This window comes from Chromobacterium haemolyticum (genome assembly GCF_009936155.1).
GTDB classification, from domain to species: Bacteria; Pseudomonadota; Gammaproteobacteria; order Burkholderiales; family Chromobacteriaceae; genus Chromobacterium; species Chromobacterium haemolyticum.
The window spans coordinates 3,174,925-3,199,387 of the sequence record NZ_AP019312.1; the positions used below are offsets into that span (position 1 = coordinate 3,174,925).

The window sequence follows — 24,463 nt, forward strand, 5'->3', positions numbered from 1 at the left end:
TATCCCGCGCCGCGGGAAAGAAAAAACCGGCCAGAAGGCCGGTTGGTCGCTGTACTTCAAATAAACGACTACTCGCCGCGCCCCGCCCTGCGCGCGGCCTCGCTCAACTGCTTGAGCTGCTGCGAGAAATTGCGGCAATTGCCGCACATGAACAGGTGCACGCGCAGACGCACGTATTCCCACTGACTCAAGGGACGGTCCTGAGAGGCCGAGATCAAACGGCTGGCCTGACGACAACTCAACTTCATACGCTAGCCTCCCGGCTCCAGCGGATCGAAAAACACTCCCGCAAGCTCATGCGGGCGCGATACAGCAATACGGAACAGTTGGTCGCGGTGATCTCCAGATTCTTACAGATCTCCGCAATCTCCATGCCCATCACCTCGCGCATCACGAACACCATCGCGGTGCGGCGCGGCATCACTTCCGAGCACTGTTCGAACACCTCCCAGAACTGGCGCGAGACCAGGGATTGCTCCGGCCCGCTCCAGGCCTTGACCGGCTCGCGCCAGTGGCCGTCGCGGCTGAACAGACCGTCAAAATCGCTATCGTCAGCCTCGTCGTCCAGCGATTCGAACAGTTTTTCCTTGCCCTTGCGGCGCAAGGCGTCAATCAGTTTGAAACGCAGGATGGAGGTCAACCAAGTGCGCAGCGTGGATTTGCCGCTGAAGGAGGCCCTGGATTCCAGCGCCGCCAGCAGCGTTTCCTGCACCGCCTCGTCCGCGGCGTCTTTTTCGCGCAGTTGCGCCAGCGCGTAGCGGAACAGGTAGGGCCGTTCCGCTTCTATGTCTCGGTCTTCTATCATTCGCCATTCGCTTTCTTGCCGCTCACTCGCGGCAGAACTCCACCGCCTGATCCAGCCGCTCCACCGCAATCACGTGCAACCCCTCAATCGGCTGGCGCGGGCGGTTGGCCTGCGGCACGATGGCGCGGGTGAATCCGAGCTTGGCCGCTTCCTTCAAGCGCTCCTGGCCGCGCGCCACCGGGCGCACCTCGCCCGCCAGGCCCACTTCGCCGAACACCACCAGCTTTTCCGGCAACGCCCGGTTGCGCAAGGAGGACACCATGGCCAGGATGATAGCCAAGTCGGCCGCCGGCTCGTTGATCTTGACCCCGCCCACCGCGTTGAGGAACACATCCTGGTCGAAGCAGGCGACGCCGCCGTGGCGGTGCAGCACGGCCAGCAGCATGGCCAGGCGGTTCTGTTCCAGACCCACGGTCAGGCGCTTGGGCTGGAAGCCGTGACAATCGTCCACCAGCGCCTGGATCTCCACCAGCAGCGGGCGGCTGCCCTCCTGGGTGACCAGCACGCAGGAGCCGGCCACGTCGTCCCGGTAGGAAGACAGAAAGATAGCGGAGGGGTTGGACACGCCCTTGAGGCCGCGGTCCGTCATCACGAACACGCCCAACTCGTTGACCGCGCCGAAACGGTTTTTGATCGCGCGTATCATCCGGTAATTGGAGTGGGAATCGCCCTCGAAATACAGCACGGTGTCCACCATATGCTCCAGCACGCGCGGGCCGGCCAGCGAACCTTCCTTGGTGACGTGTCCCACCAGCAAAATGGTGATGCCGGTCTGCTTGGCCATCCGCGTCAGTTGCGCCGCGCATTCGCGCACCTGGGACACCGAACCCGGCGCCGACGTCACTTGGTCGGTATACAGGGTCTGGATGGAGTCGATCACCGCCACTTCCGGCCGCTCGCGCTTCAGTGTTTCCAGGATGGTTTCCAGCCGGATTTCCGCCAGCAGGTTAACGCGCTCGGTGGCCACCGCCAGCCGGGTCGCGCGCAGCGCGATCTGCTGCGGCGATTCCTCTCCGGACACGTAGAGCACCTTGCGGCGCGCGCCAATCTCGGACAGCGCCTGCAGCAATAGCGTGGATTTGCCGATGCCGGGATCGCCACCGATCAAAATCACCGCGCCCCGCACCACGCCGCCGCCCAGCACCCGGTCCAGTTCGTCGATGCCGGACGGGTCCCGCGGCACTTCCTCGGTTTGCACATCGGACAGCTTCTGCACTTGAGTGGCGCTGTCGCTCCAGGACTGGAAACGGGCGTTGGCCACCGGCGCGGCCTGCACCGCCTCGGTCAAGGTGTTCCAGGCGTTGCAATGCGGGCACTGGCCCTGCCATTTGGGCGTTTGACCGCCGCACTCGGCACAACTGAAAACGGTTTTGATTTTTGCCATCAGGACAACGGAAAGAAGTGGACGGGCTCAGCCGTGCGAACCAGGCGCAGGGCTGTTCTTATTGAGTTCATTGATGATGTTGAGCAGGCGTTTCTGCTCCGGCTCCCCGCCGGAGGCCGCCTTGGATTTTTCCCCGCCTTCGCCGGCGGGCTTGTTGCGAATGGCCGCCAGCACCGCTTCCACTTGCGGATCGGTGCGCGCGGCGCGTTCGGCCTCTTCGTTGCTCAGCGGCCTGGGGCCGGAGGGCGAGATATTGGCGCTGGATTTCTCCACCGGCGCGGACGCGGCGCCGTGGCTGCTGGCGGTGGGCGCCGGCATGCCGGCGGGGGTGGACGCTTCCTTGGGCGGTTCCATGGTGTCCAGCTTGTTCTTGGCCATGTACTCGTTCATCTCGCGCCAGCCGGCGTAGATCGCCGCCTTGTCGGCTTCGGGATTGCGCAAATAGCACTCTTCCAGCGAACGGCCGGTCTGACGGCAGGCAGCGCCTATCGCCTTATTGGCGTCCTTGGTCAAGCCGGTGACGTTGCCCACCCAGTTGCAGCCGGTCAACGCCAGCAGCAGCGGCAACCATAGCCATCGCCCTATGCTCATGCCTCGCCCCTTCCCCTCAAGCGCGCCGGGCGCGCAAATCCAGTTCCACGATCTCGCCGCTTCGGCCCTGGCTGGCGGGCCCCAGCCAGTACAGCAAATGCGGCATCAGTTCGGACAGATTGCCGCGTTCGGACTTGTCCTCGCCCGGATGGGTGCGGTTGCGCTGAGGCGAATTCACCGGCCCCGGAATCAGTTGGTTGACGCGCAACTGCGGGTAAACATCCCATTCGTTGGCCGCCACCTGAGTCAGATAGTTGAGGCCGGCCTTGGACGCGCCGAAACCGCCCCAGTACGGCGCAGGGTGCAGCGCGTGGGTTTCGCCCACGAACAGCACCGCCGCGTCCGGCGACTCCTTCAACAGCGGCAGACAAGCGCGGGTCAGCGCGAACGGCGCCACGGTATTGATCCGGTACTGGTCCATCCACTCTTCCACCGTCTGATTGGACAGCGGCGACAGCGCGTAAAAATGGGAAGCGCAATGCAAGATGCCGTCCAGACGGCCCAACTCGCGCTTGATCATCATCGCCAGATTGTTGAAATCGCCCTCCGCCGCTTTCAGCAGGTCCAGCGGCACCGCCGCCGGGTCCGGCCCTCCGGCGGCCGCTATTTCATCGTAGACCTTCTCCAGGCCTTTGACGCTGCGAGCCAGCAACACCACGGTGGCGCCGTGCCGCGCCAAAGTGAGCGCGGCCTCGCGGCCTATGCCCTGGGTGGCGCCGGTGACCAGCACCACGCGGTCCTTGAATGCGTTAGAGGCGATATCTGTCGTCATTTTTTCGCTATCTTGTAATCAGGGCCATCGGCGGCGCGCCTCTGCGGCCGCCGGATGGCTCACAGTCTTCCAATCACCGCGCGGGCGGCTGCGACGCCGCTTCGGACGGCCCCCTCCAAAGTGGCAGGATAATCAGCATGCGTCCAATCTCCCGCCAAATAAAGCGATTGTACCGGGCTTGGCTGCGCCGGTCGCCTCATATCGACCAAACTGGCAAAAGTGGCCCGCCGCTCCGCCAGCACCCGGAAATCAAGCCGCCGGCCGGCGCGCGGATCAAGCCGGCGCACATCGGCCTCCACCAGAGCAGCCAGTTCCTCTTGCGAAAGCGCGTCCAGATGCTCCGGCGCGCTCATCACCGCGGCCACCCAGCCGGTTTCGCCCATCAGCGCGCCGCGGTCGAACAGCCAGTCGCCGACGCCGCCGCTGCAGGCGCACATCGGCGCCGGCAAGCGGACCGCGCCCTCAAACTGCAGATAGACGGTGTAGATGGGCCAATAACGATAAGCATTGGTCAACTGGCGCAGCGTTGGATCCGCCGTCAGTTCCGCCGCGTGATACGGCGCCACCGCCAGCACGGCGGCGTCGAAACGCTCGCCGTCCACGCTCACCCCCGTTGAATCCGCCGCCACGCCGCGCACGCGCCGGCCGGCGCGCAGATCCGCGCCGCGCTCGGCCAGCCACCGCCAGGCGGGCTCAGGGAACAAGGCGGACAAATCCACTCTGGGCAGCAAAAGATCGCTGGCGGCGCGGTCCGCGCCCAGGCTGTCGCGCAGCACCGCGGCCAGCACCCGCATCGACGCCTGTTCCGGCGGCGTGTTGAGGCCGGACAGCACCAGCGGCCGCCAGAATTCTCGGATCAGCGTTTCGGACTGCCCTTGCTGCGTCAGCCATTGCGCCACCGCGCAATCCGGCGCCACCCGCCAGCCCTGTCCTTTCAAACGCTGCAAGGCCAGCGCCAGCCTCGCCTTGTCGCGCCAGCTTATGCCGCGCGCCGTCAGCAGGCCCGCCGCCAGGTGCCAGGGCGCCGGCAGACGCGGACAGCTCAGGCTGATGCCGCCCTGGCGTCGCCAGTTCATCGGCAGGCGCAGCAAGGCCCGGCTCTCGTCCACGCCCACCGCGGCCATCAGCCGCAGGCATTCCCGGTACGCGCCAATCAGAATGTGCTGGCCATTGTCCAGCCGGCTGCCACGCACGCCGATGCGGCGCGCGCGGCCTCCCGGCTCGCGCCCGGCTTCGAACACGGTCAGCTCCGCCCGGCCGGCCAGCTCCACCGCGGCGGCAAGCCCGGCCCAGCCGGCGCCGATCACGGCAACGCGCGGCTTGCTCATCATCGGCTCACGCCCGGTAGCCGAAAGTCCAGGTTTTCCATGCCAGCCACAGTTTGCGGATGGGCGTCAGCGACAGCCGCTGATTGAGCACCTTGGCCGGACCGTCCAGCTTGATTTCCTCCAAGGTGGCGCGATAGATCGCCGCCATCAGCAAGCCGGGGCGCTGCGCCTTGCGGTCCGCGGCGGGCAGCATGTCCCAGGCCTGTCGGTAATACTGCTGCGCGCGCTCTATCTGGAACTCCATCAAGGCCTTGAACGCCGCGCTTTCCTCGTAATGCAAGATGTCCATCGCCGGGCAGTTGAAACGCTGCAGCTCCTCCATCGGCAGATAGATGCGGTCTCGGCGCGCGTCCTCGCCCACGTCGCGGATGATGTTGGTCAGTTGGAAAGCGATGCCCAGCTCGTGCGCGTACTCCAGCGTCTTCTCGTCGCTGTAGCCGAAGATGCGCGCCGCCAGTTGCCCCACCACGCCGGCCACGCGATGGCAGTACAGCAACAGGTCCTGGAAGCGTTGATAGCGCACCATGCTCAGGTCCATCGCCATGCCATCTATGATTTCCTCCAGCTCGCTCTGCGGCAGGCCGAAGGCCCGAGCGTGCGGCTGCAGCGCCTGCATCACCGGGTGTTCCGGCGCGCCCTGGTAGAGCTTGGCGACCTCGCCGCGCCACCAGGCCAGCTTGGCGCTAGCCACGTTGGGGTCGTGGCATTCGTCCACCACGTCGTCCACCTCTCGGCAGAAGGCGTACAGCGCGGTAATCGCGCGGCGGCGCGGCTCCGGCAAGAAACGGAAGCTGTAATAGAAGCTGGAGCCGCTGGCGGCTGCCTTGTCTTCGCAATACTGATCAGGCGTCACGCGCCACTCCTGTTCAAGCGGCGGCCGCGGAGGGCCGCCGTTCTCATAATATTCATCGTCACCGCGCCGCGGTTCTTACGAATGTGTTTACGATCTCGCGAGCAAGGGCGAAACAAGGCGTTGCGGCTGAAAAAGCGGAGTGTACACACGGTACATGAGCATTTTGAAGCCGTACTCACCGTGTAACGCTCCACGACGCGTAGTAGATCGTAAACAGGTTCTTATTTGGCGCGCGCCGCGCGCCACAACATATAGAGCCAGTCGCGCCAGTTCAGCACCGGGCGGCTGCGGAATACGTCGCCGCCGGAGTCGTGCAGTTTTTTCAGGATGCGCTCGCCGCCCAGAATGATCAGCCTCAGTTCCAGCCCCATCCTGCCCTTCAGCACTTTGCCCAGCGGCGCGCCGGCCTGCAACATCTTGCGCGCGCGTTCTATCTGGGCGCGCATCATCGGCTGCCACAGGCCGCCGGCGTCGCGCGCGGCGATCTGCGCCTCGGTCACCCGGAAGCGCTGCAAATCCTCCTGCGGCAGATAAACCCGGCCCTTGCGCCAGTCCAGCTCTACATCCTGTAGAAAATTGATCAGTTGCAGCGCGGTGCAGATGCCGTCCGACATCGCCTGCGAGCGCCTGTCGTTCTCGCCGTAGAGGGCCAGCATCAGCCGGCCCACCGGATTGGCGGAACGGCGGCAGTAATCCGCCAGTTCCGCGTAATCGCGGTAGCGGGTTTTTTCCACATCCTGACGGAAAGCCGCCAACAGGTCGTGAAACGGCTGCAAGTCCAGACCGTGCTCGGCGATGGCCGCCGCCAGATTGCGCATCATGGCGGTGTCCGGCGTGTGCCCGGCGCCGATGCGCTCCAGCTCCGCGCCCAGGCGGTCCAGTTCGGCCAGCCTCAGCTCGGGTGCGTCGTCGCCCTCGTCCGCCACATCGTCGGCGTAGCGCGCGAAATGGTAGATCGCATGCGCGGCGCGGCGCATCCTGCGCGGCAGTAGAATGGAGCCCACCGGGAAATTCTCGTAATGCCCAACCGACATTGGCTTGCTTCCTGTTGTATGGCTGGCGAATCCGGGATTATAACCGAGCGCCCCGGCCCCTCCTATGCCGGCGGCCGCGCCGCCGCCGGAAAATTATCCAAAAAAAATGGCGGAGGCTATTTACACGATCCTGCCGCTGCCATATACTGCGCAGCACTGTGAAACGCAGCCGGTGCGGGGGTATAGCTCAGTTGGGAGAGCGCTTGCATGGCATGCAAGAGGTCAGCGGTTCGATCCCGCTTACCTCCACCAAAAACTGCTTCACAGCAAGACGCCGCCCAGCGCGGCGCATAGCAAAAGCCGATTCCGAGGAATCGGCTTTTTGCATTGTCCCCGTCCTTTTCCCGCTTGCCTTTTTTTGTTGCGGCGCAAATAACTAAAGCAAGCTCACCCCGCCTCCCGTCGCGGAGCCTCCGTATGCCTCGTGCTCGTCTGATCTTCCTGCTGCTGTCGCTATTCGCGTTCGGCGCCGCGGCCGAACCGCGCCCCGCCAGCCTGCGGCTGTGCACCGAAGACATGGATTCCCCGCCATGGCGCAGCCAGAACGGCCCCAACCTGAGCCTGCAGCTGCTAAAGACCTCCGCCCAAAAAACCAAAATCAAGCTGGAAATCCGGGAAATGGCTTGGGTGCGCTGCCTGAGCGAGGTGCAGAACAATCAGATCGACGGCGTGTTCGAGATCAGCTTCAAGCCGGAGCGGCTGCGCATCGGCGTCTATCCGATGAAGGGCGACGCGCCAGACCCGACCTTCCGCATGCATCTGGACGGCTACAGCCTGTACCGGCTGAAAGGCTCTAAACTGGAATGGAATGGCCAGAGCCTCAGCCATCTCGACGGCGCCGTCGGCGCACAGACCGGCTTCTCGGTAATCGCCCAGCTTCAGGCGCTGGGCGCGCCGGTCGACGACAGCTCGCGCAACCCGGAACAGAATCTGAACAAGCTGCTGGCGCGCCGCATCGGCGCCCTGGCCCTGCCCACCTTGACCGGCGACAACCTGCTGGCGAACAACCCGGTCTATAGGGATAGAGTAGAAAAAGTGGGGCCGGATCTGGTCGCCAAGCCTTACTACCTGATTTTTTCCCACAACTTCGCGGATAGCCACCCCAAGCTGACCCGCCAATTCTGGGAAGCCATCGCCCAGACGCGGGAATCCCCTGAATACCGCAAAGCCCTGCAAGACGCGCTGCGCCAGCTCAACCGCTGACGCCGCCATGTTGCGTCTCCGCTATCCCAAATCGGCAAAGCGCCGCCCGCCCGCTTGCCCCTCCGCGCGAATCTTGCGAGCGTAAGCCTGGTTTACGACTCACGCCGCCGGGGGAAACATGACCGCTCGCCTGCCCGTCCATACCGCCGAGCCCGTCCGCGGCGGCCTGATCGCCCTGATCGCCTTCGCCGCCGTCGCGCCGCTAGTGCTAATGACCGCCCCGGCGCTGGCCAGCCAATTGGCCACTCAGTTTGGCCTGGGGCCGGAACGAATCGGCCTCCTGTTCTCCGTGGAGCTGGGCGCGATGAGCCTGGCGACGCTGCCGGCCTACCTATGGCTGCCGCGCGTGGACTGGCGCCGCGCCGCCGCCTGCGCCGGCGGGCTGTTCATCGCCGCCAATCTCGCCTCCTGTTTCGCCTCCACTTACGCCGAGCTTTTGCCGCTGAGGCTGCTCAGCGCGCTGGCCGGCGGCTCCTTGATGATTCTATGCCTGTCCACCGCCGCGGCCAGCCCCAATCCGGACCGCGCCTACGGCCTGTGGGTCTCCGGCCAGTTGGCGCTGGGCGCTTTGGGGCTGGTTCTGTTTCCGGGCTGGTTCGCCCGCTACGGCATCGCCGCCTGTTATCTGAGCTTGGCGGCGTTGATGGCCTTATGCCTGCCGCTGGCTCGCTGGTTTCCGCCCTCCGCGGCCAAGCCAGGCGGGCCAGGCGGCGCGAAAACGCCGCCCTGGCGCCCGGTGGTGATCGGCGCTGCCGCCACCTTATGCTTTTACATCAGCCTGAGCGGCACCTGGACCTTCATCGGCAGCATCGCAGGCCAAGCGGGGCTGACGCCCGAACAAAGCGGTGACTGGCTGGCCCTCGCCACCTTGATGGGCATCGCCGGTTCCGTCTGCGCCGCGGCGATTGGCGGGCGCGGTCAACGCCGCCGCCTGCTGATCGCCGGTTACGGGCTGATGCTGCTGGCGCTGGCGCTGCTGCTGGGCGCGCCGCGCGTCGGGCGCTTCGCGGCGGCGGCGCTCGCCTTCAAATACGCGTGGACCTTCATCCTGCCCTTTATTCTGGCCACGCTGGCCGCGCTGGATCACAGCGGCCGGCTGATGAACACCGTCAACCTGGCCATAGGCGGCGGCCTGGCGCTGGGGCCGTCGCTGGCCGGCGAATTAATGGCGGCCCACGGCCAAAACCCGCAAACCCTGCTGCTCGTCTCCATGGGGCTCGCCGCCTTGTCGCTGGCCCTGTTGCTGACGCTGCGGCCCGCAACGGCAAGGAGCCCGCAATGACCTCCCGCACCGCGTTTTTCTTCGACGAGCTCTGTCTGTGGCACAGCGTCGGTCCTCACGCGCAGATTCTGCCGGTGGGCGGCTGGGTGCAACCGCCTTCCGGCGGCGGCCACGCGGAATCCCCGGACAGCAAACGCCGGCTGAAGAACCTGATGGACGTGTCCGGCCTCAGCGCCCGGCTGCAAGTGCGCAGCGCGCCGCCGCTGGACGAAGACGATCTGCTGCGCGTGCACTCGACCGCCTATCTGCAACGCTTCAAGGCGCTCAGCGACGCCGGCGGCGGCGAGTTGGGGCCGCAAGCGCCAATCGGCCCCGGCAGCTATGAAATCGCCAAGTTGTCCGCCGGCCTGGCCTGGGCCGCGGTAAACGCCGTGCTTGCCGGAGAGGCGGACAAGGCCTATGCCTTGTCGCGTCCGCCCGGCCACCATTGTTCGGCTGACGGCGCGATGGGCTTCTGCTTTCTGGCCAACGCCGCCCTCGCCGCGGAGCTGGCCATCGCCCGCCACGGGCTGAGCCGCGTCGCCATCGTCGACTGGGACGTGCACCACGGCAACGGCACTCAGTCGATTTTTTACCAACGCGGCGACGTGTTGACCCTCTCCCTGCATCAGGACGGCTGCTACCCGCCCGGTTCCGGCGGAGCCGAGGACCGCGGCGAGGGCGACGGCCTGGACGCCAATCTGAATATTCCGCTGCTGCCCGGCGGCGGCCATCAAGCCTATCTGGACGCGATGCGCTTGCTGGTCCTGCCGGCGCTGCGGCGTTTCCGGCCCGAGCTGATCATCGTGGCCTGCGGCTACGACGCCAACGCCGTCGACCCGCTGGCCAGGATGCAAGCGCACAGCGACACCTTCCGCTCCATGACGCGGCAGCTGGCCGACTACGCCGACGCCGAGGCGAACGGACGGCTGGTCCTGCTGCATGAAGGCGGTTATTCCGAAGCCTACGTGCCCTTTTGCGGCCTGGCCGCGCTGGAGGCGCTGTCCGGCGTTCGCACCGAGGTGGAGGATCCGCTGCTGGAGCTGATCGTCGCTCAACAGCCCGGCGCGCCGATGCGCGAGCTGCAAACTCGCCTGCTGGAGACGCAAGCCGAACAACGCGGGTTTTGAGCAAGCCCAATCATCAAGGAGAAGCCCTATGTCCAACATCACCCCCGAATTCATCCAGGTCGGCGCGCTGGCCGACGGCTTCGCGCCCGACAGCCTGGCCCTGCCCCGCTGCGCCGAACTGGACGGCCAAAGCCTGCGGCTGTGCTTCGACGACGACAGCGCCGCGGATTGCCGGCTGGAGCCCGACGGAGACGCTAGCGTCGCCGTTGTCCAGCCGGGGTTGGCCTCGGCGCTGACGGACATGAACGGCTTCCACGCCAGTTCCTTGCGGCCCGGCGTCTATTTCGTCGACTTCCGCCACCAGGGCCCGGCCGCGCAGTCCCTCAGCCTGATCCTGGACTTGGCGCGCGGCCGCTTCACCTTGATCCGGGGCCGGCTGCCCGACGCCGCCGCCACTCGGATCTGCGCCTTCGACCGAGTGGAGCGCCAGCTGGAGCTGACCGGGGTGGAAGTCGAATTCCTCCACGGCGCCGTCAACCAGCCCGCCGCCGCGGTCCCGCCGCACGCGCCCAGCCGCGAACTGATCGGCATGCGCAACCGCTACCGCTACAGCCCCACCGAGTGCTACGAGCACATTTACCTGAATGACGGCCTCTACGCCTGGCACTGTCTGGAGGGCGTGGAGCGCGGCCTGGCCGACGTCGACCGCTGCCACTACTACCAAGTGGCGGAGCGGCTGTATTTATTCGTCTGGCGCGAAAAAATCATTCCCACTCTGGGCGTGATCTTGATCGACCTGGAGCAAATGCGCACCGACGGCAAGATTTTCGGCTATCAGGACGGGAATTTCGGCGCCACCCGCAACTTCCGGGTGGGCGCGCGGGCCAGCGTCGTCAACCACACTCGCGGTTAAAGGCCCGCGCCGGCCTCATTCCCTTTCTAGCCGCGCGTAAGCCAGCGTCGGCACATCCACCGCCGTCGCGCCGCCGTCGGCCGTCAGGCAAGCGCCGCTGACCATCGCGGCCTCGTCGGACAATAGAAAGCGGCAGATCGCGGCGATTTCCTCCGGCGTAGCCGGCCGCCGCAAAGGCACGTCGGCGGTCACCCGCCGATAGGCGGCATCCAGATCTTCGCCATGGGCCGCCATCAGCGGCCGCATCTCCTCGTCCGCCATCGGCGTGCGCACCCAACCCGGACACAGCGCGTTCACCCGCACCGCCGGCCCGTAGTCGCGCGCCAGCGACCGGGCCAGCCCCAGCAAGGCGTGCTTGGCCACGACATAGCCGCAGGCTTGCGGTCCGGCCGCCAGGCCGGCGATGGAGGACATCAACACCATGCCGCCGCCCTGTCGAATCAGGTCCGGCAGGCAGGCGCGGGCGCTGACGAAGGCGGTGTCCAGATTCGCGCGCATGGCGGCGCGCCAGGCTTCGTCGTCGGTCTCCAACGCCGCGCCCATGCCCAGACCGCCGGCGCAAGCCGCCAAGCCGTCCACCCGCCCCCAGCGCGCGCGGATTCGCGCGAGAAAATCATCCCAGACCGCGGAGTCCGCGGCGTCGCCCGCCAAGGCCAGGCCGCCGGTTTCCTCCGCCAGCGCCAACAAAGGCCCGGCCCGCCGCCCCACCAGGGCCACGCGCGCGCCCTCGGCGGCGAAACGCCGCGCGCAGGCCGCGCCGATGCCGGAACCCGCGCCGGTGATCACAATGGTTTTGTCTCGCAAGGACATCGCAGCCTCCTTTGGCCCAATTTGCCGTCAAGCTCGCCGGCGGGACGCGCCGGCGTCATGTTAATATATTCATTTAATCGTCAGGTCATCCCCGCCCTCTTCCCGCGACTTGAATCGAAGGAGCCGCCATGGATCCCACGCAACGCCCCTATCAATATCAATTGCCGCAACGCCTGCTGCGCGCCCGCGAAGCGGTGATGTCCTACTTTCGACCGGTGTTGACCCGCCACGGGCTGTCGGAACAACAATGGCGCGTATTGCGCCTGCTGGCTGAGCGCGGTGAAATGGAAGCCGGCGACATCGCCCAGCGCGCCGGCATCCATCCGCCCAGCCTCAGCGGCATCCTGACGCGCATGGAGCGGGACGATCTGGTGTACCGTCACCGCGCCCGAAGCGACAATCGCCGCTTGATCGTCACGCCCACGCCGCACGCCAAGGCGCTGACCCAGCGCATCATCCCGCTGTCCAACGACTGCTACCGGCGGATCGAGACGCATTTTTCCCCTGCCAAGCTGCAGACCTTGCTGGCGTTGCTGGACGAGTTGGAAAACCTGCCCGCGCCGTAAATGAGAAGCTGTTCACGATCCTGTTTACGCGGCGGGCGAGGGTCCGCCCCTCCGCGAGTCGCCATGGGTAGAGAGGATGGAACGCAGCGATGCCCGCTGATGCCTAGCTCCACCCCGCCTCCTCGGCCAGCAGGGCGCGGCGGCAAGCGGCCAGGCTGGCCAACACCGCCAGGCCTTGCACCCCGCGCAGACCGATGTAACGCCGCAACGGCGGCAGCCGGCAGGCCACCTCGCTGGCGCCGTAAGGCTCCAGATGTATCTGCCAGCCGTCCTGGCCGCCATGCAGCTCGCAACGCTTGAAGTCCAGCGGCGACAGGGCCACGCGCAAATCCGCGTCCGCGCGCAAGCGCTCCAGCAAGGGCGCCAACGCCGCGGCGTCGCCGTCCAGCAAATCAACGACGATGCCGCTGCGGCGCCAGAAGCCGCCGTGGCGCAGGCGAATGCGCGCGCGGCCCGGCGCGCCGGGCACCGACAGCCGGAACTCGCAGGCCACCACATGCGCCAGCCAACCCGCCTCCACCCGCTCCCGCGCAGAAAAGCTCCAGTCTCCGTGCGGAAACCGAAAACGCCGCTCCCCTTCTTCCTCCGCGTCCAAGCTGTCCAGCTCGGGCCAGTCCAGGCTCAACCGCGTCAGCATCGCGCCTGGACGATAGCCGCCCGGCCTGCGCCAAGCTTCAGCCAGCCGCGGCCACACGTTCCAGCTCCCGCCGCAAGGCCTCGTCCTCGTCCAAAGGCTGCGCGTTCAAAATCTGCTCCAGCGGCACCGGCCGAAAAGGGTTGACCTTCTGCACCAGCAAAGTCCACAGCAGCGCGTACACCAGGGTCAGCCCCAGCATCCAGCCAAAGGGCACGTAGATGTCGCGCGCCTGCATGCCGGGCGGGGTGATGAAACAGATGGCCAGCACGATGCCCAGCGCGGAGCCGATCTGCGGCAGCGGAAACCACGGCGAGCGGTAAGCGCGCGGAAAATCCGGCCGCGTCAGCCTCAGCCGCACCACGGACAAGGTCACCAGCAGATAGGCCACGCCCCAGGAACAGACCGCGGCCAGCACCAGGGGCATGATGCGGTCCAGATCGCCCTGAATCAGCCAGGCATGGATACAGGGAATCAGCACCGCGACCGCGATGCCGCACCACGGGGTATTGAAACGCGGATGCAGATAGGCGAAGCAGCGCGGCAAAGCGCCGTCCTGAGCCATGCCGTACAGGATGCGCGGCAGCGCCGCCATCAGGGTGTTGATCGTCGCCGCGCCGGCCAGCAGCAGGCCGACGCCCAGCCAGATTTTGCCGAACGGCCCCATCACCCGCTCGGCGAAGGCCGGCAGCGCCATCGGCGTGTCCAGCAGCCTTGGCCCGTCCGGATGGGCCGGGTCCAGCGGCGTATTGGCCACCTGCCGCACCATGGCCGCGCCGTACAACAGCATGGTGACGGCCACGCCGCTAAGCCCTATCTTCAAAGCCCGCGGAATGGCGCGCCCGGAGTCGCGCAGCTCCGGCGCCAGCGGCGTCACCAATTCCGCGCCGACAAACATGAACATCGCCATGCCCACCAGGCTAAGCAACAAGCCGGGATCGTCCAAACGCAGCGGCGCGCCGAACCAGCCGCCCAGATCCACCGCCGGCGCGCGCAGCAGGCCGGCCACGCCAAACACCGTCAGCGTCGCCCACATGCCGAAGGTCAGCGCCACCTCGGCCTTGCCGAACAGCGTCACTCCCAGCGCGTTGAGCCCGCCGAAAACGATGACCAAGCCCACGCCCACCATCCAGGCGCTGCCGCTTTTCTCCAGCATGGTGTTGAGATGGTCGAAATTCACCAGCGCCATGATGCCAGACAGAATGGTCTCGGCGGTGCCGGCGAACACATGCACCAATAGATAGGCCGACAGGGTGCCGGCGATGGCCAGGCCGCGGCCCAGGCCGGCGCTGATGTAATCGTAAACCGCGCCGGAAGTCGGCAGCATCGCCGCCGCTTCGGCGAAAGTGGTGGCCTGCGCCTGCATCATCAGGTAGGCGATCAGCATCGCCAAGGCGAAAGTGCCGCCGGCCATGCCAAAGCCGCTGGTGGCGGTCAGTATCACCGGGCTGGCCATCACTACGCCCACCGAACTGGCCAACGCCACCGGAAAGCCCACCACGCCGCGGCTCAGGCTGCGGCTCAAACGTTCGCTTACAGACATGGTTCTCCTCCCTCTCCATCCACCGTCGCGCCGGCCGCCGCTCTCTGTTTTCCTGGCGGCGTGCCGGCGCGGCCGGCTGCTCCCCGTCCGGGCCAGCCGTTCAGGCCTCGGCCAGTCCGGCCTCCAAGGCCGTCGCAATCACATCGGCGTGCTCGCGCAGCAACACCAGCGGCGGCGACAGAATGATCTTGCTGCCCACCGGCCGCACCAGCGCGCCGGACCGGCGCGCGATTTCCGCCACCTTGTCGGCGTAACCGCTTTGCGGGTCGATGGGCTCCCGGCTGGCTTTGTCCTTGACCAGGTCCAGAGCCAGCATCAGCCCCTTGCCGCGCACCTCGCCCACCGCCGGATAACGCTCGGCCAGCGGCCGCAGCCGCTCCAGCAGGTAGGCGCCGGTTTCCGCCGCCTTGGCCGGGAGGTCTTCCTCTTGCACGATGCGCAGATTGGCAAGAGCGGCGGCGCAGGCCACCGGGTGGCCGGCGTAGGTGTAGCCGTGCATGATGACGCCGCCGAAATCGCCGTTGGCGGCGAAGGCGTCCGCCACGCGCTGATTGACCACGGTGGCCCCCAGCGGCAGATAACCGGAGGAGATGCCCTTGGCCAGGCACATCATGTCCGGCTTCACCCCCCACAGCCGGCTGCCGAACATGGAACCCGAGCGGCCGAAGCCGGTGACCACCTCGTCGGCGATCAACAGCACGCCGTGGCGGTCGCACACCTCGCGCACCTTCGACCAATAGCTGGCCGGAGGCACGATGACGCCGCCGGCGCCCTGGATGGGCTCGGCGATGAAGGCCGCCACCGTGTCCGGGCTCTGGAACAGGATTTCGCGCTCCAGCATCCGCGCGCAAATCTCGGCCAGTTCCTCCGGGTCCTCTGTGAACGGGTTGCGGTAGAGCCACGGAGTCTCCACGTGGAAGCAACCGGGCAGCAGCGGCTCGTAATTGCGGCGGAACACCGTGTTGCCGTTGACCGAACCGCCGCCGAAGTGAGTGCCGTGGTAACCCTGCTTCAGCGAAATGAACTTGACCCGGTCCGGCTGGCCCTTGAGCCGCCAATACTGACGCGCCAGCTTGAGCGCGGTTTCCACCGCGTCCGAGCCGCCGGAGCTGAACACCACCCGCGCCATGTCCTCCTGCCGCAACATGTCGATCAGCAACGCGGACAGCTCCTCCGCCCGCGGATGGGAGATGCCGTCGAACAGTTGGAAATACTCCAGTTCGTCCAATTGCCGGGCGATCGCCTGCTTGATCTCGGCGCGGTTGTGGCCGACGTTGACGTTCCACAAGCCCGCTACGCCGTCCACCAGCTTGCGCCCTTGGTCGTCGAACACGTGGCAGCCGTCGCCGCGGACGATGCGGATGGGCGACCGCTCTTTCATTGCGTTGGGATGCAGCATCGGGTGCCAGAAACGGGCAGTGTCGTAAGACATGTTTTTCTCCTGAATCTCTAAAGTAGAAACGCGTCCGCGCTCAATGGGCGATGCAGACCGATTTGATCTCGGTGAAACTCTCCACCGCGCCCTTGCCGAATTCGCGGCCGAGGCCGGATTCCTTGTAACCGCCGAAGGGCATGCCCGGGTCCAGCGGAATATGGCTGTTGACCCAGACCGTGCCGGCCTGCAGCCGCGGCACAATGTCCAGCGCCGCCGACAAATCATTGGTCCACACGCTGGCTGCCAGGCCGTAGCGCGTGTCGTTGGCCAGCGCCACCGCCTCGTCCACCTCGTCGAAAGGCATCAGCGCCAGCACCGGGCCGAAAACTTCCTCGCGCGCCACCGGGTTGTCCGGCGCCAGGTCCGTCATCACCGTCGGCTGCACGAAATAGCCGGGCAGGTCGGCGGCCCCGCCGCCCGTCAACACTCGGGCGCCGGCGGCGCGGCCGCGCTCTATCAGCCGGCACACCGCCTGCTGCCGCCGCTGCGACACCAGCGGATTGACCTGAGCCTCCAGATCCATGCCCGGCCCCAAGCGCATGCCGGCCACGGCGGCGGACAGCGCCTCCGCGAACATATTGAATTTGCTGCGATGCACATACAGCCGCGAGGCGGCGGCGCAGACCTGGCCCTGATTGAGAAAACCACCCAACAAAGCGCCCCTCACCGCCTGGTCGATGTCGGCGTCGCCCAGCACCAGCATCGGATTCTTGCCGCCCAGCTCCAAAGCCAGCCGGGTCATATTGTCCAGCGCGGCGTGGCCGACGGCCTTGCCCACTTCGGTGGAGCCGGTAAAGCTGACCTTGCCGATCAGCGGGTGCCCGGCCAGCGCGCGGCCCGCCACTTCGCCGCGCCCGGTCACCACGTTGAACACGCCCGGCGGCACGCCGGCCTCCAGCGCCAGCTCCGCCAGACGCAGCGCGCTCAGCGGCGTCTCGCTGGCCGGTTTCAACACCGCGGTGCAACCGGCCGCCAAGGCCGGCACCGTTTTCCACAAGGCGATCATCAATGGGAAATTCCACGGCGCGATGCCGGCCGCCACGCCCACCGGCTCGCGCCGGGTGAAGGCGGTGAAGCGCGCGCCCGGCGGCGCCGGAATCGACACGTCCAGGGTTTCGCCGGTGATCTTGGTGGCCCAGCCCGCCATATAGCGCACGTATTCGATGGAGCCGCCCACCTCGATGGCCCGGGCCAGATGGATGGATTTGCCCTGGTTCAGCGTTTCCAGCTGCGCCAGCTCCTCGGCATGCGCCTCCAGCAAATCCGCCAGCCTCAGCAACACGCGCTCGCGCTCGGCCGGCCGCAAGCCGGACCAGACGCCCGACTCAAAGGCGCGCCGCGCGCTGGCCACCGCCGCGTCCACATCGGCGGCCTCGCCGTCCGCCACGTTGGCGATCACCGCGCCGCTGGCCGGGTTGCGCACCTCGTTGCGCCGCCCGGACAGCGCCGCTCGCGGCTTGCCGTCTATCCACAGCCCATGTTCCCGCTCTAGAAAGGCCCGCACCGACTCCAGCACCGGCACCAGGTTTTGATCCATCCGCGTCTCCTTTTCAATCAAGCTTGCCGCCGCGTGAGCGCGGCCGGCGATGGCTCAATATACCCAGCGCCGCCGACGCGGCTCATCCCAAATCGGCAAAGCGCGGACCAGCCCTTCGCGTTGCGGCGCAGCATGTCGCCAGATGGAAACATTCATTAAAAACAACGGCTAACCATCCCACGTAAGGCTGGACATTTCGATTTGAATAACATATTAATCATTTTGCGACCCAGAACATGGGACCGAAAACAGGCGGACTCCACCCCCACCCACCGGAGAAAGCAGATGATTGCCGCAGCCCGTTGTTTTGACGACGCCCACCTGCACGCCGAGGCCCTGCCCGGCTGGGAGCAGCTATACAGCCAGATCAGCGGCGGACGTTTCCGCAGCACTTTGAGCCGGGTGCGCACCGCGCGCCTGGACATCTTCCGCGAGAGCTTCAACCAGCGCGTGGTGCAGCAAGGGCGCGCGCCCGGCGGCATGATCCATTTCGCGCTGCCCATCCGCGCGCCGTCGCCGCTGAGCCTGCAAGGCGTCGCCGTGCCCGACAACGCCCTGATGGCGCTGCGCGGCGGCGAGGATTTCGTGTTCCACCTGCCGCCGGGCGCGGATTCGGTTCAGGTGTCGGTGCCCTACGAGGATTTGGCCGAATTGACGCCGGCGCTGTGCCGCCCGCTGCGCGAGGCGCGAGGCAAGACGCCGGTGTTCCCCGCCCGCCCGGCCGCGCTGGCGGCGCTGCGCGCGCTGCTGAACGGCGTGTTCGAACAGGCCTTGCTGGACCCGGCCCTGCTGTCCTACGCCGGCAACCAGAAAGTGATTCAGCATCAGTTGCTGGACCTGCTGCAAGACGCGCTGGCGGACGTTGCGCTGGGCGAGCGCCTCGGCAACCTGACCTTCGCCACTCATTGCGACATCGTCAGGCGCAGCCAGGCGCTGGCGCTGGCCAAGCCGGACGAGCCGGTGACCGTGCTGGAGCTGTGCAGCCGTCTACGCGTCAGCCGCCGCACGCTGCAAAACAGCTTTCAGCTGGTGGCGGATACCACCCCGGTTGATTATCTGCGCTCCATCCGCCTGAACGCGGTGCGCCGCATGCTGCTGAACCCCACGCAAGCCGGCCACGGCGTGCGAGACGCCGCCGGGGCCTGGGGCTTTTACCACTTGGGGCATTTCGCCGGCGATTACCGCAAGCTGTTCGGCGAAGCCCCGTCCCACACCCGCGCCCGCGCCCTGGCCCACCTGGGCGCGCCTCCCGGCGCGCGCGGTCTGGAATCAGCCCACGACGCGACGCACTAGGCCGCGCGGATTCAGGCCTGGCGGCGCGCGCGGTAGTCGCTGGGCGGGCAGCCCGCCAGGCGCTGAAAGAAGCGGGAAAAGTAAGCGGGGTCCTTGAAGCCCAATTCATAGGCGATGGCATGCACCGAGGCGGGGGAATAGATCAACAGACGCTTCGCCTCCTGCAACAGCCTGTCGTGCGCCAGCCGCTTGGACGGCAAGTCCGCCAACCGGCGGCACACGTCGTTGAGCCGCGCCTCGCTGACGCCCAGTTCGGCCGCGTAGCGGTCCAGGCTCCAGTGTTCACGGTAATGCGCCTCGATCAAGCCGTTGAAGCGATGGTAGAGCCGCCACTCGTCGCGACGCGGCCCCCGCCGCGGCCCCGGCAGGCCGGATAGCCGCAACACGTCCACCAATACCAGTTGGGCCAAGGCTTGCCGCGCCAGATCCGCGCCCGGCTCCGGGGCCTCGCTCTCCCGCTGCAACTGCGCCAGCCTCTCGGGTAGCCGCCGCGCCATATCGGCCCATTCCGCCGGCACCTCGCCCAGCTCCACGCAGAACGGCGCGCTCAAGGCATCCGGCCCCGCTTCCTCCAGCCAGCCGCGCGCCAGCTCCTGACGCAAGGTCAGCACATGGCCGTCGGCCTCCGGCCCGGTGATGAAGGCGTGCGGCACCGTGGGCGGGGTCAGAAACAAAAGCGGCGCGCGCGCCTGGTAATGATCCTCCTCCAACTGCAGCCGGATATCGCCGCTGGCAAGGTAGTGCAATTGCAAAAAACGGTCGTGCCTGTGCACCGGCATATTGCGGCCGAAAAAGGCCGCCAGCCGTCCGAAGGATTCGCAATGGATGTCGACGGACTCGTAAGGGCTGTCGTAAGCCTTGCCGATGTCGATATTGGGTATGCGCGCGCCCAGGCCGCGCGGGTTTCTGCTCATCGCCATCCCTCTCTTGTGACATTTTCGCCATAGTCGGCCGTTCTCGCCGCACGTCCTCGACAAAAGGCCGCCGCTCTGGCCTCCGCGCCGGATCGGCAAGCCCGGCCGCCGCCGCCCAAGCGCGGTTTTCCGCGGGCTTCCCCGCAACGCAACATGGATAAACATTGACAGCAGCCCGCCGTCATCGTTATAAACTTTAACATGTTAATGAATATTTGAACAACAGCAACCCGTTCAATAACAAGGAGTTAAGCATGAGCTTTGTCCTAGACGCCGCAACTGAGCGGCCGGCGGCCATCTACGGCGCGGCGCTCAACCACCGCCGTCTGCAGGCGGCGCTGGCGGCGGAGTTCGAACAGGCCCCCTACCAGCGTCCGCCGCAAGCGCCGGTGCTGTTCGTCAAGCCGCGCAACACCGTCAGCGCCTCCGGCGCGCCCATTCCCTTTCCCGCCGATGCCGACGCCGTCTACGCCGGCGGCGCGCTGGGCGTGCGCATCGCCCGCGACGCCTGCCGCGTGAGCCCGGCCGACGCCTTGTCCCATGTCGGCGGTTACGCGGTGGTCAACGAAGTCAGCCTGGCCGAAACCAGTTTCTACCGGCCGGCGATCCAGGCCAAATGCCGCGACGGCTTCTGCCCCATCGGCCCCGAGGCCGGCCCTGGCGCCATCAATCCGCAGCGGGTGCAAGTGCGCACCTACGTCAACGGCGCGCTGGCCGAAACCAACGACAGCGCCGACTGGCTGCGCGGCGTCGCCCAGTTGATCGCCGACGTCAGCCAGTTTCTCACCTTGTACGCCGGCGACCTGCTGATCGTGGCCACGCCGCCGCGCAACGTCCGGCTGCGTCCGGGCGACACCGTGGCGGTGGAAATAGACGGCATCGGCCGCCTGGAAAACATCGTCGCGGCCGAGGAGGATATCCAATGAGACACGCCCGCATCCGTTACCAGGGCCAAACCTGGCGTGCGCAGGCCGACGCCGACGGCGCCATCGTGCTGCCGGACGGCCGCCGCCTGGGCGAAACCGAGGTGGAATGGCTGCCGCCGTGCCAAGGCACGCTGTTCGCGCTGGGCCTCAACTACGCCGACCACGCCGCCGAACTGGACTTCAAACCGCCCAGCGAACCGCTGGTGTTCCTCAAGACGCCCGCCACGCTGACCGGCCACCGCCAACAATCAATGCGGCCGGATAATGTTGAATATATGCACTACGAGTGCGAACTGGTGGCGGTGATAGGCAAGACCGCGCGCAAGGTGAAGCGCGCGCAGGCGATGGACTATGTCGCCGGCTACACCATATGCAACGACTACGCGGTGCGCGACTATCTGGAAAACTACTACCGGCCCAATCTGCGGGTGAAAAACCGCGACGGCCTGACCCCTATCGGCCCATGGCTGGTGGACCGCGACGACGTCCCCGACCCGCATTGCCTGGAGCTGGCCACCTATGTCAACGGCCGCCGCGTCCAGAGCGGCAATACCCGCGACATGGTGTTCGACATCCCCTTCCTGATCGAATACCTGTCCGCCTTCATGACGCTGCAGCCGGGCGACATGATCGCCACCGGCACGCCTCAAGGTCTGTCCGACGTGCGCCCCGGCGACGAAGTCGTCGTGGAAGTCGCGGGCGTCGGCCGGCTGCTCAATCACATCATCAGCGAAACGGACTGGCTTGCGCGCCGGAACGCGGAAAAGGAAACCCCATGATCAAACACTGGATAAACGGCCGCGAAGTGGCCAGCCAAGACAGCTTCGTCAACTACAACCCGGCCACCGGCGAAGCGCTGGGCGAAGTGGCCGCGGGCGGCGCCGAAGAAATCAACCTGGCGGTGGCCGCCGCCAAGGCGGCCTTTCCCAAGTGGGCGGCCACGCCGGCCAAGGAGCGCGCGCGGCTGATGCGCAAGCTGGGCGAGCTGATTCAGCGCGAAGTGCCGCGGCTGGCGGAATTGGAAACCCTGGACACCGGCCTGCCCATCCACCAGACCCGCAATGTGCTGATCCCCCGCGCCTCGCACAACTTCGACTTTTTCGCTGAAGTCTGCACCCGCATGAACGGCCACAGCTATCCGGTGGACGAGCAGATGCTCAACTACACGCTGTACCAGCCGGTGGGCGTGTGCGCGCTGGTATCGCCGTGGAACGTGCCCTTCATGACCGCCACCTGGAAGACCGCGCCCTGCTTGGCGCTGGGCAACACCGCGGTGCTGAAGATGTCCGAACTGTCGCCGCTGACCGCCAACGAGCTGGGCCGGCTGGCGCTGGAGGCCGGCATCCCGCCCGGCGTGTTCAACGTGGTGCAGGGCTACGGCGCCAGCGCCGGCGAAGCCCTGGTCAGCCATCCGGACGTGCGCGCGGTGTCCTTCACCGGCGGCACCGCCACCGGGCGCCGCATCATGCAAAACGCCGGGCTGAAGAAGTACTCGATGGAGCTGGGCGGCAAATCGCCGGTGCTGGTCTTCGACGACGCCGACTTCGATCGCGCGCTGGACGCCGCGCTGTTCACCATCTTCTCCCTCAACGGCGAACGCTGCACCGCCGGCAGCCGCATCTTCGTCCAGAACGGCATCTACGATCGCTTCGTCGCGGAATTCTCCGCCCGCGCTCAGCGCTTGATCGTCGGCGACCCGCAGGACCCCAACACCCAAGTGGGTTCGATGATTACCCGCCAGCATTACGACAAAGTCACCGGCTATATCCGCATCGGCCTGGAGGAAGGCGCTCGGCTGACGGCCGGCGGCCTGGAGCGTCCGGCCGGCTTGCCCGAAGCGCTGGCCGCCGGTCACTTCATCCGCCCCACCGTATTCGCCGACGTCGATAACCGCATGCGCATCGCCCAAGAGGAAATCTTCGGCCCGGTGGCTTGCCTGCTGCGCTTTAGCGACGAAGCCGAGGCACTGCGGCTGGCCAACGACGTCGACTACGGCCTGGCTTCCTACATCTGGACGCAGGACATCGGCAAGGCCCACCGTCTGGCGCGCGGCATCGAGGCCGGCATGGTCTTCGTCAATAGCCAGAACGTGCGAGACCTGCGCCAGCCCTTCGGCGGCGTCAAGGCGTCCGGCGTTGGGCGCGAGGGCGGCGAATACAGCTTCGAAGCCTTCGCCGAGGTGAAAAACGTCTGCGTCTCCATGGGCAGCCACTTCATCCCGCGCTGGGGCGTGGAAACCCGCTGACACGCAAGCCAAGGCCGCCCAGACGGCCGCTTCCGCAAACGGAACGACGCGCGGGCGCAGCGCCCGCGCAACACAAAGGAGAACGCAATGGGAACCCTAGCCCTGGCGGCCAAGATCACGCACGTGCCGTCCATGTATCTGTCGGAACTGCCCGGCCCGCATCAAGGCTGCCGCCAGGCGGCCATAGACGGCCACAAGGAGATCAGCCGCCGCTGCCGCGAACTCGGCGTGGACACCATCGTGGTGTTCGACACCCACTGGCTGGTCAACTCCGGCTACCACGTCAACTGCGCGCCGGCCTTCGAAGGCGTGTACACCAGCAATGAGCTGCCGCACTTCATCAAGAACATGCCCTACGCCTACCCGGGCAATCCCGTTCTGGGCAAGCTGCTGGCCGAAGCCGCCACCGCCGCCGGGGTACATACCCGCGCCCACGACGCCACCACGCTGCCGCTGGAGTACGGCACCCTGGTGCCGATGCGCTATATGAACGCCGACCAGCACTTCAAGGTGGTATCGGTGGCCGCGCTGTGCACGGTGCACGATCTGGCCGACAGCGCGCGGCTGGGCGCGGCGATGCGCGAGGCGGTGGAGCGCGATTACGACGGCCGCGTGGCCTTCTTCGCCAGCGGCTCGCTGTCGCACCGCTTCGCCCAGAACGGCACCGCAGAGCAATACCTGCACAAGGCCTGGAGCCCCTTCCTGGAAAGCATGGACCAAGAAGTCATCTCCATGTGGTTGGACGGCGATTGGAAAACCTTCTGCGACATGCTGCCGGAGTACGCCGAAAAGTGCCACGGCGAGGGCTTCATGCACGACACCGCCATGCTGCTGGGCGCGCTGGGCTGGGACAACTACCGAGGCCGCGCGGAAATCATCACCCCCTACTTCGGCAGCTCCGGCACCGGCCAGATCAACGCGGTGCTGCCGGTGGAACCTCAGGGAGAGCGCCATGCCGCACTTCATCGCTGAGTGCACCGACAATATTCGCGAGCAGGCGGACCTGCCGGAACTGTTCCGTCAGGTGCACGACTGCCTGGCCGCCAGCGGCCTGTTTCCCCTCGCCGGCATCCGCAGCCGCGCCCATTGGCTGGACACCTGGCGCATGGCCGACGGGGAAGCCGACTACGCCTTCGTCCACTGCACCTTGCAGATAGGCAGCGGGCGCACCGAGGCGCAGCGCAGCGCCACCGCCGAGCAGGTGTTCGCGCTGATCCAACGCCACTTCGAACCGCTGTTCGCCCAGCGCTACCTGGCGCTCAGCTTCGAGCTGACCGAACTGTCCGCCACGCTCAACTTCAAGCACAACAATGTGCACCAACGTTTCCGCCAGCCCTCCTGAGGAG

The 24,463-nt window shown here is 66.6% G+C and carries 25 protein-coding genes and 1 tRNA gene; 12 read left to right on the top strand and 14 right to left on the bottom strand.

Features of this window, described 5'->3' with window-relative positions; genetic code table 11:
* Positions 1-68 precede the first annotated feature (68 nt).
* From GYH29_RS14465 to hpnC, 8 genes are all read right to left on the bottom strand, one after another.
* Positions 69-248 (bottom strand): zf-HC2 domain-containing protein, encoded by a 180-nt coding sequence (locus GYH29_RS14465; protein WP_019104008.1) that lies wholly within the window; start codon positions 246-248, stop codon positions 69-71.
* Entirely contained in the window at positions 245-805 is a 561-nt protein-coding gene (locus tag GYH29_RS14470) for a sigma-70 family RNA polymerase sigma factor (RefSeq protein ID WP_161524008.1), read from the bottom strand. Before GYH29_RS14470 ends, GYH29_RS14465 begins: the two co-directional genes overlap by 4 nt.
* A gap of 22 nt (positions 806-827) precedes the next feature.
* Positions 828-2,189, bottom strand: a complete 1,362-nt coding sequence (gene radA / locus GYH29_RS14475; protein WP_019104010.1) for a DNA repair protein RadA — start codon at positions 2,187-2,189, stop codon at positions 828-830.
* Positions 2,190-2,216: 27 nt separating this feature from the next.
* A complete protein-coding gene (locus GYH29_RS14480) occupies positions 2,217-2,780 on the bottom strand; it encodes a hypothetical protein (RefSeq protein WP_039756482.1) in 564 nt (187 codons plus the stop codon).
* Positions 2,781-2,796: 16 nt separating this feature from the next.
* Positions 2,797-3,552 (bottom strand): SDR family oxidoreductase, encoded by a 756-nt coding sequence (locus tag GYH29_RS14485; protein WP_043590022.1) that lies wholly within the window; start codon positions 3,550-3,552, stop codon positions 2,797-2,799.
* A gap of 59 nt (positions 3,553-3,611) precedes the next feature.
* Entirely contained in the window at positions 3,612-4,883 is a 1,272-nt protein-coding gene (hpnE, locus tag GYH29_RS14490) for a hydroxysqualene dehydroxylase HpnE (protein ID WP_232060402.1), read from the bottom strand.
* Between the two features lie 4 nt (positions 4,884-4,887).
* Positions 4,888-5,733, bottom strand: a complete 846-nt coding sequence (gene hpnD, locus GYH29_RS14495; protein ID WP_107732423.1) for a presqualene diphosphate synthase HpnD — start codon at positions 5,731-5,733, stop codon at positions 4,888-4,890.
* A 221-nt stretch (positions 5,734-5,954) separates the two neighbouring features.
* Positions 5,955-6,767, bottom strand: a complete 813-nt coding sequence (gene hpnC / locus GYH29_RS14500; RefSeq protein ID WP_161524009.1) for a squalene synthase HpnC — start codon at positions 6,765-6,767, stop codon at positions 5,955-5,957.
* 176 nt (positions 6,768-6,943) lie between these two features.
* Here hpnC and GYH29_RS14505 point away from each other — a divergent pair.
* The 5 genes from GYH29_RS14505 (at position 6,944) to GYH29_RS14525 (ending at position 11,214) form a co-directional block, all read left to right on the top strand.
* A tRNA-Ala gene (locus tag GYH29_RS14505) sits at positions 6,944-7,019 on the top strand.
* A gap of 165 nt (positions 7,020-7,184) precedes the next feature.
* Complete coding sequence (locus GYH29_RS14510; RefSeq protein WP_019100817.1) at positions 7,185-7,970, top strand: substrate-binding periplasmic protein; 786 nt, start codon at positions 7,185-7,187, stop codon at positions 7,968-7,970.
* 118 nt (positions 7,971-8,088) lie between these two features.
* Positions 8,089-9,252, top strand: a complete 1,164-nt coding sequence (locus tag GYH29_RS14515; RefSeq protein ID WP_043590024.1) for an MFS transporter — start codon at positions 8,089-8,091, stop codon at positions 9,250-9,252.
* Complete coding sequence (locus GYH29_RS14520) at positions 9,249-10,361, top strand: class II histone deacetylase (protein WP_019100816.1); 1,113 nt, start codon at positions 9,249-9,251, stop codon at positions 10,359-10,361. Before GYH29_RS14515 ends, GYH29_RS14520 begins: the two co-directional genes overlap by 4 nt.
* Before the next feature lie 28 nt (positions 10,362-10,389).
* Entirely contained in the window at positions 10,390-11,214 is an 825-nt protein-coding gene (locus GYH29_RS14525; RefSeq protein ID WP_019100815.1) for a MoaF C-terminal domain-containing protein, read from the top strand.
* 15 nt (positions 11,215-11,229) lie between these two features.
* Here GYH29_RS14525 and GYH29_RS14530 read toward each other — a convergent pair whose 3' ends face one another.
* Positions 11,230-12,024, bottom strand: coding sequence for an SDR family NAD(P)-dependent oxidoreductase (locus GYH29_RS14530; protein WP_043590025.1), 795 nt, complete (start codon positions 12,022-12,024; stop codon positions 11,230-11,232).
* A gap of 128 nt (positions 12,025-12,152) precedes the next feature.
* Between GYH29_RS14530 and hpaR the strand changes: the two genes are divergently transcribed.
* Positions 12,153-12,590 (top strand): homoprotocatechuate degradation operon regulator HpaR, encoded by a 438-nt coding sequence (gene hpaR / locus GYH29_RS14535; protein ID WP_118267999.1) that lies wholly within the window; start codon positions 12,153-12,155, stop codon positions 12,588-12,590.
* A 103-nt stretch (positions 12,591-12,693) separates the two neighbouring features.
* Here hpaR and GYH29_RS14540 read toward each other — a convergent pair whose 3' ends face one another.
* The 4 genes from GYH29_RS14540 to GYH29_RS14555 form a co-directional block, all read right to left on the bottom strand.
* Complete coding sequence (locus GYH29_RS14540; protein WP_161524010.1) at positions 12,694-13,284, bottom strand: DUF3156 family protein; 591 nt, start codon at positions 13,282-13,284, stop codon at positions 12,694-12,696.
* Complete coding sequence (locus tag GYH29_RS14545; protein WP_039754208.1) at positions 13,265-14,767, bottom strand: APC family permease; 1,503 nt, start codon at positions 14,765-14,767, stop codon at positions 13,265-13,267. The genes GYH29_RS14540 and GYH29_RS14545 overlap by 20 nt, the downstream gene beginning before the upstream one ends.
* 100 nt (positions 14,768-14,867) lie before the next feature.
* Complete coding sequence (locus GYH29_RS14550; protein ID WP_161524011.1) at positions 14,868-16,199, bottom strand: aspartate aminotransferase family protein; 1,332 nt, start codon at positions 16,197-16,199, stop codon at positions 14,868-14,870.
* Positions 16,200-16,239: 40 nt separating this feature from the next.
* Positions 16,240-17,739 (bottom strand): aldehyde dehydrogenase family protein, encoded by a 1,500-nt coding sequence (locus GYH29_RS14555; RefSeq protein WP_043590028.1) that lies wholly within the window; start codon positions 17,737-17,739, stop codon positions 16,240-16,242.
* 285 nt (positions 17,740-18,024) lie between these two features.
* On the opposite strand from GYH29_RS14555, the gene GYH29_RS14560 reads away from it, so the two are divergent.
* The gene (locus GYH29_RS14560) at positions 18,025-19,032 is read left to right on the top strand and encodes a helix-turn-helix domain-containing protein (protein ID WP_161524012.1); all 1,008 of its coding nucleotides are present in this window, start codon (positions 18,025-18,027) and stop codon (positions 19,030-19,032) included.
* Positions 19,033-19,043: 11 nt separating this feature from the next.
* On the opposite strand, the gene hpaA is transcribed toward GYH29_RS14560, so the two are convergent.
* Positions 19,044-19,946, bottom strand: coding sequence for a 4-hydroxyphenylacetate catabolism regulatory protein HpaA (gene hpaA / locus GYH29_RS14565; protein ID WP_114154311.1), 903 nt, complete (start codon positions 19,944-19,946; stop codon positions 19,044-19,046).
* Positions 19,947-20,200: 254 nt separating this feature from the next.
* Between hpaA and GYH29_RS14570 the strand changes: the two genes are divergently transcribed.
* The 5 genes from GYH29_RS14570 to GYH29_RS14590 all read left to right on the top strand — a co-directional run bounded on the left by GYH29_RS14570 (position 20,201) and on the right by GYH29_RS14590 (position 24,459).
* On the top strand, positions 20,201-20,872 hold the full coding sequence (locus GYH29_RS14570) for a fumarylacetoacetate hydrolase family protein (RefSeq protein ID WP_019101017.1): 672 nt from the start codon (positions 20,201-20,203) through the stop codon (positions 20,870-20,872).
* On the top strand, positions 20,869-21,651 hold the full coding sequence (locus GYH29_RS14575) for a fumarylacetoacetate hydrolase family protein (protein ID WP_161524013.1): 783 nt from the start codon (positions 20,869-20,871) through the stop codon (positions 21,649-21,651). The genes GYH29_RS14570 and GYH29_RS14575 overlap by 4 nt, the downstream gene beginning before the upstream one ends.
* Positions 21,648-23,117 carry a 5-carboxymethyl-2-hydroxymuconate semialdehyde dehydrogenase gene (gene hpaE, locus GYH29_RS14580; RefSeq protein WP_019101019.1) on the top strand — a complete coding sequence of 490 codons (1,470 nt, stop codon included), beginning with the start codon at positions 21,648-21,650 and terminating at the stop codon, positions 23,115-23,117. Before GYH29_RS14575 ends, hpaE begins: the two co-directional genes overlap by 4 nt.
* Positions 23,118-23,204: 87 nt before the next feature.
* On the top strand, positions 23,205-24,089 hold the full coding sequence (gene hpaD, locus GYH29_RS14585; RefSeq protein WP_043590029.1) for a 3,4-dihydroxyphenylacetate 2,3-dioxygenase: 885 nt from the start codon (positions 23,205-23,207) through the stop codon (positions 24,087-24,089).
* On the top strand, positions 24,070-24,459 hold the full coding sequence (locus tag GYH29_RS14590; protein ID WP_043590030.1) for a 5-carboxymethyl-2-hydroxymuconate Delta-isomerase: 390 nt from the start codon (positions 24,070-24,072) through the stop codon (positions 24,457-24,459). The genes hpaD and GYH29_RS14590 overlap by 20 nt, the downstream gene beginning before the upstream one ends.
* Positions 24,460-24,463 lie beyond the last annotated feature (4 nt).